We start from the raw sequence: 14966 nt of genomic DNA, 5'->3' as shown, positions 1-14966 counted from the left end.
GAGGCTACGTGGAGCATTCGACTGCCGTTGGGACATAGCTCGAAATGCTCCCCGTACATGCGGAGGTGACGACCCTGACCCCGATCGCCAACGCTTCAGCGCGAAATGCGGAGGCAGGCGAGACCTGCACCCTTCACTCGGCCTTGGGCGACGTCAACCATGTCTCGAAGTTGCCCAGAAGCTCACCCATGGCACCGAGCGAGGCTGGCGACGACTCGTACTGGACCGACAGGTTGACCTCGTACAGCTTGTAGGCAGGCTCGGCTTCCCGTGCTGCAGCGCACGCGGCTGCCAGCGCCCGGACCGCGCGCTCGCGGGCGCCGGATTCCACTGCCTCCACGAGGTCGGGCCACAGCGTGTCACCGATGTAGTCGATGAGTTCCATGACATGAGCCCCGGCTCGGCCAGCCCTGTCCTTGATTGCTTCCTGCTCGGCATCGGCGTGGTCCTCAGCCCGTTGGGAGTCCCGTTCGTCCAGTACCTCCCAAGAGTGGTCACCCCAGATCTCTTCCCACCGCTGATCCGCCCGTGCCAGCGCGGCCTTGAACGCGCGGTCTAGGTCCTCCTGCGTGAGCCGAGGATGATCCCAGCAATCATCCTCGTCGAACGATGACAGGGGCAGGCTGAGATCGGGTATGGGCTCGTCGTCGCGCAGGGCGGTGAGGAGCAGTACGGCGTCTATCGCCGGAAGGACTGTTTCGACGTCCACCAGCCGTGCCACGGACGCGACGGACTGCTCGACGGCCATGTAGTCGTACTCGGCGATCTGGTTGTCAAGATCGCCATGGAGGTCGAGGAGCTCAGTACCGATGGCCTCGATCTCTTCCATGCGGGTAGCGATCTCGGTGTCGAGTCGTTCCACGATCTTTCGCAGCTCGCGGACGGCCTCGACCTTTTCCTCAAGTTCCGCCACGGCTTTGGCCAGATTGCCCATTTCGTCTCCCCGTTCCGGCTGCCATGATCTGTCTTCGCGAGCACACTAACTACGAAGGTCGCGCGGTCCATCGTCATTCGGTCACGGAGGCGGTTGCCCCGGTGCCGCTGCGTCGGCCCCTCCCGTATACCGCGACACATGTGTGGGGCAGGGGATCTTGCTGGTCTGCGCCCGTATCACTTTGCGCCCGTGGTCGTATGGGGTGGGATGGTGGAGCCGGGATGGGCTTAGTGCGTTGACGACGTTAACGCAACAATGATTGTTTACGCTGTGATTCTCGTGTACGGTCCCCCTGTGGGTGTTCCCGTCTGTCACGATGAGCACGCCCGCCGCATGGGGAAACCGCGTGCCCCCTCGGCGGGGCCGCACGGGGAGGCAGCAGCATGAGTGAAGGTTCAGAGACGGTCGCAGGGCGGTTCCGCCTGCTGAGTTACGTCGACTCGGGAAACATGGGTGAGGTTCACCGTGCCGAGGACCTGGATGAGGCTGAGGACTCTCCTGGCCGCGTCGTCGCCCTCAAGCTCATCCGCCGCCGCCGCTCGGGCACGCTGGTGGAGACCCGCACCGACCCGCAGGCGGTGGAGCGGTTCGCGCGCGAGGTGCGCATCATGCATCTGCTGAGCCACCCCAACCTGCCCCGCACGATCGACGGCGGGGTGGACGAGACCAACGGCGACCTTCCCTTCCTGGTCATGGAATTCCTGGACGGGCATCCACTCGCCGATCTCGTGTCGGAGGAAGGGCAGCTTCCGGTGCCCTGGGTCGCCGCCATCGGTGCACAGATGGCCGACGCTCTGGCCGCCGCTCACGCTGCCGGCGTGGTCCATCGGGACCTCAAGCCCCGCAACGTGATGCTCACCCGCGGTGGCGCCGTCAAAGTCCTCGACTTCGGTATCGGCCGGATTGTCGACGACCCCGACGGCACCAAGCTGACCAGCACGGGAGTGACGGTCGGCACTGCCCGCTACATGGCGCCGGAACAGTTCGAGGGCAGCCTCGTCACCCAGGCCGCCGATCTGTACGCCCTTGGGTGCATGCTGCACGAGATGCTCCTGGGGAACCCGCCCTTCATGGGCAACACCGCCTTCGATTTCCGCGACAAGCACGTCAATCAGGAGCCGACGCCGGTGCGTCTGCTCCGTTCGGATGTGTCGGAGGCGCTGGCCCGCCTTGTAGACCGCCTCCTTGCGAAGAACCCCGCCGATCGCCCGGCCGACGCGGTCGCCGTCCGGGATGCGCTGCTTCCTCTTGTGGCGGAGGGCAGCGCTCTTCCTGTCTGGCAGGACTTCGACCCGGTGAAGTGGCTGCTGCGGCCTGCCAACGAGGCCGCCTCGGTCACCGAGCCGCGGCTTTACGAGCCGACGGCACCGGAGCCCGCGAAGCGTTCCCTGACTGGCTCCGGCATGGATGTCTTCGGTGTGCACGAGCAGCTCATCAAGGACTACCGCTCGTTCACCGAGGGCGGCACCGTGATTCGCGACGAGCGCATCAAGGACTTCGTGAAGAAGGACCTCGACGACAAGTCGCAGTGGCCCAACCCCTGGCTGTCGCTCAACCCCTTCTTCGCCTCCGCCGGAACGGTCGCGGAACTCGCCGCGCAGAAGGTCCTGCACGACGAGTGCGCGAAGATCTTCCAGGCGGGGAAGTCCGAACACTCCACCGTGTGCGACGGCCGCTCCCTCACCCTGCACCGTCACCAGCGCGCGGCGATCGACGCGGCTGCAGCCGGCGTCTCCTACGTCCTGACCACCGGCACGGGCTCCGGCAAGTCCCTCGCCTACATGGTCCCGATTGTCGACCGGGTGCTCAAGGAGCGGCAGCAGGCCGGGCCCGACGCACCCAAGCGGGTGCGGGCCATCATCGTCTACCCGATGAACGCCCTCGCCAACAGCCAGCTCAAGGAGCTGGAGAAGTATCTTCGCAACGGTTATGGCGTGGGCAACGAGCCGGTCACCTTCGCCCGTTACACGGGCCAGGAGGACGACGAGACCCGCAGGAAGATCCGCAAGAATCCGCCAGACATCCTGCTCACCAACTACGTGATGCTGGAACTGATGCTCACCCGGCCCGACGACCGCGACAGCCTCGTGGCCATGGCCGAGGGCCTGCGCTTCCTCGTCTTCGACGAACTGCACACCTACCGCGGCCGGCAGGGTGCGGACGTGGCGCTGCTAATTCGCCGGGTGCGTGACGCCTGTCGCGCCGACGACGTGCAGTGCATCGGCACCTCCGCGACGATGTCCACCGAAGGCAGCCTGGAAAGGCAGAAGACCGTGGTGGCCGACATGGCGACCAAGCTCTTCGGCACGAAGGTCGGGCCCGAGCACATCATCGGCGAGACGCTGGTTCGCGCCATCGGCGAGACTCCGACCGTGGTCCCCGCCGAGCGACTTACAGGAACCGTTGCCCCGAGCGCCTACGCCGACCTCGTCACTGACCCTCTCGCGCGCTGGATCGAGACGTACTTCGGCCTCGGCACCGACGATGCCACGGGGCAGTTGGTGCGCCAGAAGCCGCGGAAGATCGAGGAGGCCGCCGCCGAACTCGCAGGGCAGAGCGGGGTGGCGGAGGACCGGTGCGCGGACGCCCTCCGGGACACGCTGGAAGCGGGCTCGCAGGCGTACCACCCTGTCACCGAACGTCCTCTGTTCGCCTTCCGGCTGCATCAGTTCCTGTCCAAGGGCGACACCGTCTACGTAACCCTGGAGAGCAAGGCCGACCGCTACCCCACCCGCGACTATCAGCGGGTCCGGCCCGGGACCGACGGGCACGTCCTGATGCCGCTCGCCTTCTGTCGCGAGTGCGGTCAGGAGTACTTGACCGTGTGGCGTACGGAGAAGGACGGTGAGATCCGCTACGAACCGCGCCGCGACACTGCCGCTACCGGGGGCCGCGCCGGCGACGGCTACCTCTACGTCGACACGGACCGCTACCCGCACACCAACCCTTGGCCCCGCACCCCAGAAGAGGCCATCGCGGACCGGAGGCTGCCGGAGTCCTGGTTGGAGATCGACGACAGGGAGCAGGAGGTCGTCAAGAAGTCCTACCGGGACCGGATGCCGCGGGCGATTACCGTTGATCCGTACGGCAACGAGTCCAAGGGCGAGCTGCACGCGGCGTTCATCCCCGCCCCGTTCCTCTTCTGCCTGCACTGCTCCGTCTCTTACGAGCAGACCCGCGGCAAGGATTTCGCCAAGCTGGCTACCCTGGACCAGGAAGGCCGCTCCTCCGCGACCTCGCTGATCTCCGCCTCCGTCGTTCGTTCGCTGGACAGCGTGCCGGAAGCGGCGCTTCCCAAGGCGGCACGCAAGCTCCTTACGTTCGTCGACAACCGGCAGGACGCCTCTCTCCAAGCCGGCCACTTCAACGACTTCGTCCAGGTCACCGAATTGCGCGGCGCGCTGTATCGGGCCGCAGTGGACGCAGGCCCGGAAGGCATTCAGCACGAGGACCTGACTTCCCGGGTCGCCAATGCTCTTGCCCTGGACCCCTTCGTGTACACGGGCGAGGACGACCTGCCCCCGCGTCTGGCCGCTGCTGCGGCCAGGACCCTGCGGGACGTGATCGCCTTTCGCCTCTATCTCGACCTGGAGCGCGGCTGGCGCGTCACCATGCCGAACCTGGAGCAGACAGGACTGCTGGAGATCGATTACGCCGACCTCCAGTGGGTCGCCGAGCGCCAGGATCGCTGGGAGCAGGTGCATCCGTCGCTGCGCGAGGCCGACGCCTCTCTGCGTGCCGAGATCATGAAAGCGCTGCTCGACGAGATGCGCCGGTCGCTCGCCATCGACGTGCAGTACTTTCGTGACGATTTCGACTCGCTCCAAAGCGCCAGCGAGGAGCGGCTCGTGGACCCCTGGAGGCTCTCCAAGAGCGATAGCCCCAAGGTGGCCACCGCCTACCCCCAGCCGTCCAGGCCCGGGATGGACCGCGCGGGACTGTTCCTGTCCGCGCGTGGCAAATACGGGAAATATCTGCGTCGCACGCACCGTGGGTTCGACAAGAAGATGGACCCCGCCGATCTCCAGACGGTCATCGAGGATCTGCTGAAGGTCCTCAGAAACGCCGGCCTCGTGACCGAAGTGTCCGTGGCCCCGCAGGGGGCCGGGCGCTTCCGCAAGCCGTCGACGACCGCCACCGGCTACCGGGTGTCGGCCGCCTCCATCATCTGGCGGGCCGGCACGGGCGAAACCGGTGCCCATGATCCCCTCACCCGTACGTACGCCAGTGGCGACGGCCCGCGCGTCAACGCCTTCTTCCGTCAGCTCTACCGTGAGACGGCCGACGGCCTGTCCGGCCTGTTCGCCCGCGAGCACACCGCCCAGGTCGACCCCGAGGATCGACAGAAGCGCGAGGAAGCCTTCAGTAAGGCCGAACTCAAACTGCTCTACTGCTCCCCGACGATGGAGCTCGGCGTTGACATCTCCTCGCTCAACGCCGTCATGATGCGCAACGTCCCTCCCACTCCGGCCAACTACGCCCAGCGCAGCGGCCGTGCCGGGCGCAGCGGCCAGCCCGCCCTCGTCACTACGTACTGTGCCACCGGCAACAGCCACGACCAGTACTACTTCCGCCGCTCGGACCGCATGGTCGCTGGCGCCGTCGCTCCGCCGCGCCTGGACCTGGCCAACGAGGACCTGGTCCGCTCACACCTCCAGGGCATCTGGCTCGCCGAGGCCGGGCTCACGCTGGGCCGGGCGATTCCTCAGGTCCTCGACATCGCCAACGGCGAGAACTCCGGCAGCCCGGCTCCTGGGCTCGCTCTGCTCGACGTGATCCGGGACGCCTCCCACGAGCCCAGCGCGCAGACCCGCACGGTGGACGCCGCCCGGCGCATCCTCGGCCCGCTGCTGCCCCAGTTCGGGGCGACCACCTGGTGGGACGAGCGGTGGATCGAGGATGCCGTGCGCAAGGCGCCGCGCAATTTCGATCGGGCCTTCGATCGCTGGCGCGACCTGTACCGGTCGGCCCTCGTCGACCAGTACGTCCAGAACAAGCGGGTCCTTGACCACACCCTGACCGAGGGAGACCGCCGACAGGCGTTCCGCCGCCGCACGCAGGCCGAGACCCAGCTCAACCTGCTCAAGAACGAGAGCCCGGACAACCGCTCCGTCCTGTCCGACTTCAACCCCTACCGCTACCTGGCGTCCGAGGGCTTCCTGCCCGGCTACTCCTTCCCTCGGCTGCCGCTCGCCGCCTTCATTCCCACCCGGGGCGGACGTCACGGCGACGGCGACTACCTCCAGCGGCCCCGCTTCCTCGCGATCCGCGAGTTCGGCCCCGGCGCGCTCATCTACCACGAGGGCGCCCGCTACCAGGTGACCCGCATCCAGCTGCCGCCCGACTCCTCCGGAGACATCTCTACCAGCGAGGCCCGCCGCTGCGCCCACTGCGGCTACCTCGACGAACCCGAGCAGCGCCGGGACAAGTGCGAGATGTGCGATAAGCCGCTGGGCGCGCCCACCTACGGTCTGCTCCACCTGCACACCGTCTACACCCAGCGCCGGGAGCGCATCTCCTCGGACGAGGAGGAGCGCCGCCGGGCCGGCTACCGGCTGGAGACGTCCTACCGCTTCCGGCGGCACGGTACGCGCCAGGGGCGGCAGGACGCCCGAGTCGCGGACTCCACCGGTCCGCTCGCCACGCTCACCTACGGTGACTCCGCCACCGTCCGCATCACCAACGTCGGCAGGCTGCGCGCCAAGGACAACGAGCCGCCCGGCTACTGGCTCGACCCCGCCGACGGGCGATGGATGAACGAGCGGGATGCTTCCGACGCCTCCGGCGACTCCAGCGAGATGCCCGTCGTCGACGCGGACGGCAAGGACAAGCGCCGCAAGAAACGAGTCATCCCCTTCGTTGAAGACCGCCGCAACATTCTCGTCGTCACCCTCGACGAGCCGCTGCCGGAACCGGTCGCCCTGACGCTCATGTACGCCCTGGAACGCGGCATCGAGACGGCCTTCGAGCTGGAGGACTCCGAACTGACCAGCGAGCTGCTGCCGCCAGCCGACGGCCCGCGGGACCGGCTGCTGTTCACCGAGGCCGCCGAGGGCGGTGCGGGCGTCCTGCGCCGCCTCCAGGCCGAACCGGGGGCGCTGGCCAAGGCTGCCCTGCAGGCGCTGGCCATCTGCCATTTCGACGAGCACGGCGGGGACGACAAGGGTCCGCACCCCGATCGGCCGTGTGCCCGTGGCTGCTACGAGTGCCTGCTGACCTACGGCAACCAGCTCCACCACGGCGTGATCAACCGCCACGATGTCACCGACGTGCTGCTGCGGCTCGCCTCCGCCGAGGCGACGAGCGAGAAGCGCGGCGAGACCACCACGGAACAGCACCTGAGGCTCATGGCAGCGTCCACACCCGTCTCCGCCCCCGTCTATACTCCCGCCTCCGGCACCGGTGAGACCAGTCCGGTCACATCGGTCGAGGCGGAGTTCCTGAACTGGCTCAGGGAGCGCGGCCTCCGACTGCCCGACGAGGCGGGGATCACGGTTTCCGAGGCCGACGCCCGACCCGACTTCGTCTACCGGATGCCCGGGGTCAACCTCGCCGTCTTCGTGGGCGGCGAGGACGACGCGGGGCGGGACGAGGACGCCGAGGACCGGCTGTTTCTCGCCCGGTGGGACGTCATCCGTTTCCCGGAGGGCGGCGACTGGGAAGCCATCGCCGCCGAGCACGCCCCCTACTTCGGCTTCGGCCCGTCCTCATGACGGCACGCCCGAACTGTCCGCCCCGTCCGGCCGTGGAACCGGCTGACACCGTTACGAGGAAGCTCCGATGACGCGCACCTACACCCCCGGCTCCCTGGTCACCGCCCGTGGCCGGGAGTGGGTCGTCCTCCCCGACAGCGACCCCGATCTGCTGGTGCTGCGTCCCCTGGGTGGCTCGGACGACGACATTTCCGCCGTCTTCCCCGCGTTCGAGCAGGTACAGGACGCGCAGTTCGCACCCCCGTCCCCGGCTGACCTCGGCGATCAGCGGGCGGCCGGGCTGCTGCGCTCCGCCCTGAGGATCGGTTTCCGCTCCGGCGCGGGCCCCTTCCGTTCCCTCGCGGGCATCGCTGTGGAGCCCCGCGCGTACCAGCTCGTGCCACTCCTAATGGCGCTGCGGCAGCAGACCGTACGGATGCTGATCTCCGACGACGTCGGCATCGGCAAGACCGTCGAGGCGGGCCTGATCGCGAAGGAACTCCTGGCCCAGGGTGAGGCCAAGGGTCTGGCCGTACTCTGTTCGCCCGCCTTGGCCGAGCAGTGGCAGGAGGAGCTGCGCACCAAGTTCGGCATCGACGCAGAGCTCGTTCTTGCCTCCACGGTCTCCCGCCTGGAACGCGGCCTGGACCTCGGCCAGTCCCTGTTCGACCGGTACCCGCACGTCATCATCTCCACGGACTACATCAAGTCCACCCGGCACCGAGACGACTTCGTAGACCACTGCCCCGACCTCGTCATCGTCGACGAGGCCCACACCTGCGTCGCCGCCGACGACACCGTCTCGACCCAGAACCAGCTCCGCTACGAGCTGCTGCGGCGCATCGCGAAGGATACCGAGCGGCATCTGCTGCTGGTCACCGCGACCCCGCACAGCGGCAAGGAGTCCGGTTTCCGGAACCTGCTGGGCCTGGTCCGTCCTGAACTGGCTGACGTGGACCTGGAGACGGACCGTGGACGACGGCTCCTCGCCCAGCACTTCGTGCAGCGCAAGCGCGGCGACGTACGCCAATACCTCACCAAGGAGAGCGGACTCGCCGACGACAGTCTGGCCGAGAAGACCGCGTTCCCCTCCGACCGTAAGTCCAAAGACGAGAAGTACAAGCTGTCGCCCGCCTACCGGGCGCTGCTCGACGACGCCATCGCCTACGCGAGCGAACGTGTCCAGGCGGCCGGTGAGCAGGGGCGGCGCGAGGCGCGCATCGCCTGGTGGTCCGCGATCGCCTTGTTGCGTTCCCTGGTCTCCTCGCCCAGGGCCGCCGCCCAGACCCTCTCAACCCGTTCGGCCGCGGCCGTCGCCGCCAGTGCCGAGGAGGCCGACCGGCTCGCCGCCCCGCTGACCCGCGACTTCGCCGACAGCGACGCCCTAGAGGGTCTGGACGCGGCTCCGGGTGCGGAGACCGAGGGCGCCGGCGCCCGGCTGGCCGACCTCGCCGAGCGGGCCGCCGCTCTGGAGGGCCCGGAGGAGGACCTGAAACTCGCGGCTCTCGTCCGGCACCTCAAGGCGCTGTTGAAGGACGGCTATCACCCGATTGTCTTCTGCCGGTACATCCCGACCGCCGAATACGTCGCCGAGCACTTGGAGAAGAAGCTCGGCTCCAGGACGGTCGTCAAGGCCGTCACTGGAACCCTCTCCCCGCAGCAGCGGCTCACCCGCATCGAGGAGCTGGCGACGCTCGCGGGAGACGACCCGGCCGCCCGCCGCGTTCTCGTCGCCACCGACTGTCTATCCGAGGGCGTCAACCTCCAGCACCACTTCGATGCCGTCGTCCACTACGACCTGGCCTGGAACCCCACCCGCCACGACCAGCGCGAAGGCCGTGTGGACCGGTACGGACAGAAGCGCGACGAGGTCCGCGTCATCACTCTGTACGGCATCGACAACGGCATCGACGGCAAGGTCCTCGAAGTCCTCATCGCCAAGCACCGGCAGATCCGCAAGGACCTCGGCATCTCGGTCTCCGTGCCCGACGAGGCGTCTTCCGGCGTCACCGACGCGATCGTCGAATGGCTCCTCATGCGCGGCCATCAGCCCCAGCAGGAGGGCCTGTTCGGCGTCGAGGCGCTGGAGACCGTGGACGCGAGGGCCGCCGCGCTGGAGAGCGAGTGGAACTCCGCTGCGGAACGCGAGACGACCTCCCGCTCCCGCTTCGCCCAGCGCGCCATCCACCCCGAGGAAGTTGCCCGCGAGGTCGCCGCCATCCGCGACACTTTGGGCCGTGCGGACGAGGTGAGCGGCTTCGTCCGCCACGCACTGGCAGCCCTCGAGGCACACGTCGTCGAAGCCGGCGACGGCTCGGGCGACTTCACCGCCGAGGTCAGTGGAGCCCCCGCCGGACTGCGCGACGCCCTCGCACCCGTCGCGGGCGCCGAGGCGGTCGAGTCTGGGCGGCCCATCCCGTTCCGCACGACGGCGGCCGTGGCCCGGGGCGAAGCCGCCCTCGTTCGTACCGACCCAGTCGTCGGAGCGGTCGCGGCCCACGTCCTCAACGCAGCCCTTGACGCCGAGGCGGCGGGCCGTCGCCCGGCCCGCCGCTGCGGGGTGGTCTCCACGGAAGCCGTGACTGTCCCCACGACTCTGCTCCTGGTCCGCTACCGCTTCCACCTCACCCTGCCCTCCCGGCAGGGAAAACAGAGGATCGTCGCCGAGGACGCCCGCCTTCTCGCCTACCAGGGCTCAGCGAAGAACGCGGTCTGGCTCCCCGAGGAACAGGCCCTGGACCTGCTGTCCGCTGAGGCCGCGGAGAATACGGACGACTACTTCCAGGAACGTACGATGCGCCGCACCCTCGGTCAACTCGAATCAGTACAGGCCCACATGATGGCTTACGGCGACGAACTCGCCACAGAACTGCACGAGTCCCACCGGCGGGTCAGGCGCGCATCCGACGAAATCGTGCAGGGCCTGAAGGTGACCGCCCAGCAGCCCGCCGACATCCTTGGCGTCTACGTCTACCTGCCCCCGATCACCGCAGACGGAGAGGACGCCTGATGTCCGCCACCACCCGCAACCAGGTCTTCTCCGCCGTCCACACCGTCGGCGGCCTGCTCCCCGCCGACATGCTCGTCCGCATCTCGGAGAGCAAGGAGGGCAAGGACGTCCCAGGTTCTGGCCCCGCCGACTACCACGTGATCGGCCCCCGGCGGTCGGTCCGCGACGAGGCCGAGCGCCACTGGGACTACCTCAAGGCCATCTGGCGCGAACTCCGCGAAAAGCTGCCGGTCAGCGCCGAGGCCGACCTGCCCGCCGACCCGACCGGCCTCGCCGTCGACCAGTGGCTCGCACCGCTCTTCAACGAGCTGGGCTTCGGCCGGCTCACCACGGTCGCAGCCGGCGAGTACCGCGCCGACAGTGACCCGGAACGCGTCTTCCCCATCAGCCACCGCTCGCACCACGTGCCCGTCCACATGGCCGCCTGGAACGCCCTGCTCGACAAGCGGCCCGGCGGTGTGGGCACCGTACCCCCGCACTCCCTCCTTCAGGAGTGCCTGAACCGGCGGGAAGCCCACCTGTGGGGCGTCCTCACCAACGGCCGGCAGCTGCGCCTACTGCGCGACTCGAACGCCCTGGCCACCGCCTCGTACGTCGAGTTCGACCTCGAAGCCATCTTTGACGGTGAGTTGTTCAGCGAGTTCATCCTGCTCTACCGGCTGCTGCACGTCTCCCGCTTCGAGACCGGAGAAGCGGGGGTGCCGTCCGCATGCTGGCTGGAGCGGTGGCGTACGGAGGCGATCGCCTCGGGCACCCGGGCGCTCGACCACCACCGCGACGGCGTCCAGCGGGCCATCACCACCCTGGGCACGGGCTTCCTGCGCCACCCGGCCAACACGGACCTGCGGGAGAACCTGGACGCTGACCGCTTCCACGCAGCGCTGCTACGCCTCGCCTACAGGATGATTTTCCTCTTCGTCGCCGAGGACCGCGACGCCCTCCACCACCCCGACACGAGCGACGACGCCCGCAAGCGGTACGCCAAGTACTTCAGCTCCGCCCGTCTGCGCCGCCACGCCCTGCGCCGCCAGGGCACCGCGCACGCCGACCAGTATGCCGCGCTGCGGATCGTCCTGGACGCCCTGGGCCGTGAGGACGGCCGGCCCGAGCTGGGCCTGCCCGGCCTCGGCGGCCTCTTCGACGACATCGGCGCCGACGCCCCTCTGCGGGAGTGCTCCCTATCGAACGCCTCCCTGTTGGAGGCGGTGCGCCACCTCTCCCGCGTACGCGACGAGAAGACCGCGCGCTGGCGACCGGTGGACTACCGCAACATGGGCTCGGAGGAGCTCGGATCCATCTACGAGTCCCTGCTGGAGCTGGTCCCTAAGCACAGCGCCACCGAGCGCTCCTTCGAACTGGTCAACCGGCTCGGCAACGACCGCAAGAAGACCGGCTCCTATTACACCCCCGCCTCGCTCATCGAGACCCTGCTCGACTCCACCCTCGACCCGGTGATAGACGACGCCCAGAAGCGCGGCGAGCAGGCCGCCACGGCGGCGGGGGAGCCGGACCCGTCGGAAGCGATCGTGCGCGAGCTGCTGTCGTTGACGGTCTGCGACCCGGCCTGCGGATCGGGTCACTTCCTCGTCGCGGCGGCCCGCCGCATCGCCAAGCGGGTGGCGGCGGTTCGGGAGAGCAACCCGGAGCCGCCCCCCGTCGCCGTACGCACCGCCCTGCACGAGGTCGTCGCCCGCTGCGTCTACGGTGTGGACCTCAACCCGATGGCGGTCGAATTGGCCAAGGTTTCGCTGTGGTTGGAGGCCCTGGAGCCGGGGAAGGCGCTGGGCTTTCTGGACGCGCACATCAAGCACGGGAACGGCCTGGTGGGCACAACCCCCACGCTGATGCTCGACGGCATCCCGAACAAGGCGTTCAAGGCGGTCGAGGGCGACGACGAGAAGTACGCCAGGTTCCTGGAGAAGCAGAACGACCAGGAGCGGAAGGGCCAGAGCGGACTCTTCGAGGTGGTCGTTGAGACGAAGGTCTCCAACACCGCCTTCGCCTCGGGCCTCCGCCGGATCATCACGGCCCCGTCCGGCAGCCTGCGGGAGGTGCACGCTCAGCAGGCGGCGTACGAGGACTGGCTAAAGAAGAAGGAGTACGTCCACGCCCGACACATCGCCGACGCCTGGTGCGCCGCGTTCATGTGGCGTAAGACGAAGGACGCCCCGGCCCCCGTCACCCAGGAGGTATTCCAGGCCCTGCGGGACCCCGAGGCCCGATCGGCTTCGAAGGCGACCCACGACGAGATCAACGAGCTGCGCGACCTCTACCACTTTTTCCACTGGCACCTGGAGTTCCCGGAGGTCTTCACGGTCTCGGAGCAGGCCGAGGCCGGAGACGCTGTGGACCCGGCCACGGGGTGGGCGGGCGGCTTCTCGTGTGTCGTGGGCAACCCCCCGTGGGACAAGGTCGACTTCAAAGACCAGGAGCACTTCAGCGTAGTCGAGCCTTCGATCGCCAAGCTCTCTGGTGTGGCTCGACGCACGAGAATTGCACAGTGGGCTGGAGAGAACCCAGAGGAAGGTGGGCGCTATCGCATGGCGCGACGACGGGTGAAATCGTCGTTTCTATTCCTGGGACAGTCGGGGGCGTATCCGCTGTGTGGCAGAGGGCTAGCGGTCAAGGGCGTCAATTCGCTCCAAATTGATCATCTGTTTATGGAGAGGTTCGCTTCTATCTCGGCACCCGAGGGGCGCTTCGGTGCTATCCTTCCGACCGCCGTGGCTACAGGGGCGGGCGCGCAATTCCTCTTCCAGGATATGACCCGGCGGGGCGCTGTAAAGCATCTGTACGACTTTGAGAATCGAAAGCCGATTTTCATCGGCGTGCACGCCAGTTATGAATTCTGCCTGCTCTCCTTGGCGGGGCGCAATATTCGCGAATCGGTCGCCAGATTCGCCTTCTCTCTTTCTGATCCTGCGGAACTCGATGACGCGGACCGAGTCTTCTCTCTTAGTCCAGAGGAGATCGCTCTGATCAACCCGAACACGGGAACACTGCCTGTCTTTCGGAGCCGACGGAACGCCGACCTCGCGGTGTCGGTCTATCGTCGAATTCCGGTGCTATGGAATGAGGTTGTTGAGCAGGGCAACCCCTGGGGTCTGACTTCCAAACGCCTCTTTGATATGACCGATGACTCCGACCTATTTCGTACGAGGGAGGAGCTGGAAGCGGAAGGGTGGGGGCTCCAAGGGGGCGTTTTCACCCGGGACGGGAAGCGAATGCTTCCGGTGTATGAAGGTAAGATGGCCCACCTCTTCGACCACCGCTGGAATCGTTACTATGGTACGGGAAACACCGACTATGAGGCGGTTCCTATCTCCGTGAAGGAGGATCCAGAAGGGGCAGCCATCCCACGCTACTGGATTGCGGAAGATGGATTCATCAGTGTCCGCAGAAAGAACAAAAATGTTGAGGTGCCTGGGGTGGACCTGCGCCTCCAGGAGGCGCACTGGAAACACGGATGGCTCCTCGGATGGCGCCGTATTGGTCGCGCGACGGATGAACGCACCGCTATCCCTGCCTTCCTCCCCCGCGTGGCCGTCGGAAACACGTACCCGTTGATGCTCCCAAGTGTCTCGCCGCCCCTCACTGCGGCCCTCACAGCCGCCCAGAGCTCCCTTGTCTTCGACTTTGTGGGCCGCCAGAGTGGTGGCGCTGACATGGCACTCATGACTTGGAAGCAGCTCCCCGTTCCCCATCCTGACGCTCTGGCCCTCCATACCCCTTTCCTGACCCCTCGTGTCCTCGAACTGGTCTGCACCACCCGCGACATGACCCCCCTTGCTCGCGACCTCGGTGACACCGGAGCCCCCTTCCAGTGGGACGAGGCCCGCCGGACTCAGATCCGCGCCGAGCTGGACGCGTACTTCTTCCACCTCTACGAGATCAGTCGCGACGATGCGGACTACATTCTGGAAACTTTCCAGACTGAGCCTAAGGGCGGGCTCAAGCACAACGAGATCGCTAAGTACGGCCACTACCGCACCAAGGATCTCGTCCTCGCCGAGTACGACCTCATGGCCGCAGCCGGCGTAAGCCCGACCATGCCCCTCGTAGACGGCGAGAATTACATCTCCACGCTCACCCCGCCGCCCGGCCGTGGCCCGCGTCACCCCGCCGAGCCTGAGGCAGTTTGACGAATGGTCCGGGCTGGCAGGTTCCACCGCTGCCCGCCGGTCCGGACTCCTACAGCGGGTGATCGGCCGGCCTTGGCGCTTTGGATCATGTTCGCAGGGCCTCGCCGGTGTCCGTGAGGTACGCCGCCTCTTGCCCTGCCACCGCGACTTGCGTTGTTATCGGCGGCGGTGCCGACGCGGAAGTAGTT

At 67.6% G+C, this 14966-nt stretch carries 4 protein-coding genes; 3 read left to right on the top strand and 1 reads right to left on the bottom strand.

Annotation, left to right across the window (positions count from 1 at the left end; all coding sequences use genetic code 11):
- Window positions 1-133: 133 nt before the first annotated feature.
- The gene (locus JOC24_RS05170) at window positions 134-934 is read right to left on the bottom strand and encodes a hypothetical protein (RefSeq protein WP_205018916.1); all 801 of its coding nucleotides are present in this window, start codon (window positions 932-934) and stop codon (window positions 134-136) included.
- Between the two features lie 383 nt (window positions 935-1317).
- Between JOC24_RS05170 and JOC24_RS05165 the strand changes: the two genes are divergently transcribed.
- The 3 genes from JOC24_RS05165 (at window position 1318) to JOC24_RS05155 (ending at window position 14778) form a co-directional block, all read left to right on the top strand.
- Window positions 1318-7647 carry a protein kinase domain-containing protein gene (locus JOC24_RS05165; protein WP_205018915.1) on the top strand — a complete coding sequence of 2110 codons (6330 nt, stop codon included), beginning with the start codon at window positions 1318-1320 and terminating at the stop codon, window positions 7645-7647.
- A gap of 67 nt (window positions 7648-7714) precedes the next feature.
- Complete coding sequence (locus tag JOC24_RS05160; RefSeq protein WP_205018914.1) at window positions 7715-10636, top strand: DEAD/DEAH box helicase; 2922 nt, start codon at window positions 7715-7717, stop codon at window positions 10634-10636.
- Window positions 10636-14778, top strand: a complete 4143-nt coding sequence (locus JOC24_RS05155; RefSeq protein WP_205018913.1) for an Eco57I restriction-modification methylase domain-containing protein — start codon at window positions 10636-10638, stop codon at window positions 14776-14778. Before JOC24_RS05160 ends, JOC24_RS05155 begins: the two co-directional genes overlap by 1 nt.
- The last annotated feature ends 188 nt before the right edge of the window (window positions 14779-14966 follow it).

The organism is Streptomyces sp. HB132 (assembly GCF_016909575.1).
Lineage (GTDB): Bacteria > Actinomycetota > Actinomycetes > Streptomycetales > Streptomycetaceae > Streptomyces.
This window is presented reverse-complemented; position numbering and strand designations above follow the sequence as displayed.

Excerpts from the sequence above, each read along its gene's own strand:
- JOC24_RS05155 (WP_205018913.1), top strand. The coding sequence starts at position 10,636 with ATGTCCGCCACCACCCGCAACCAGGTCTTCTCCGCCGTCCACACCGTC.
- JOC24_RS05160 (WP_205018914.1), top strand. The coding sequence starts at position 7,715 with ATGACGCGCACCTACACCCCCGGCTCCCTGGTCACCGCCCGTGGCCGG.
- JOC24_RS05165 (WP_205018915.1), top strand. The coding sequence starts at position 1,318 with ATGAGTGAAGGTTCAGAGACGGTCGCAGGGCGGTTCCGCCTGCTGAGT.
- JOC24_RS05170 (WP_205018916.1), bottom strand. The coding sequence starts at position 934 with ATGGGCAATCTGGCCAAAGCCGTGGCGGAACTTGAGGAAAAGGTCGAG.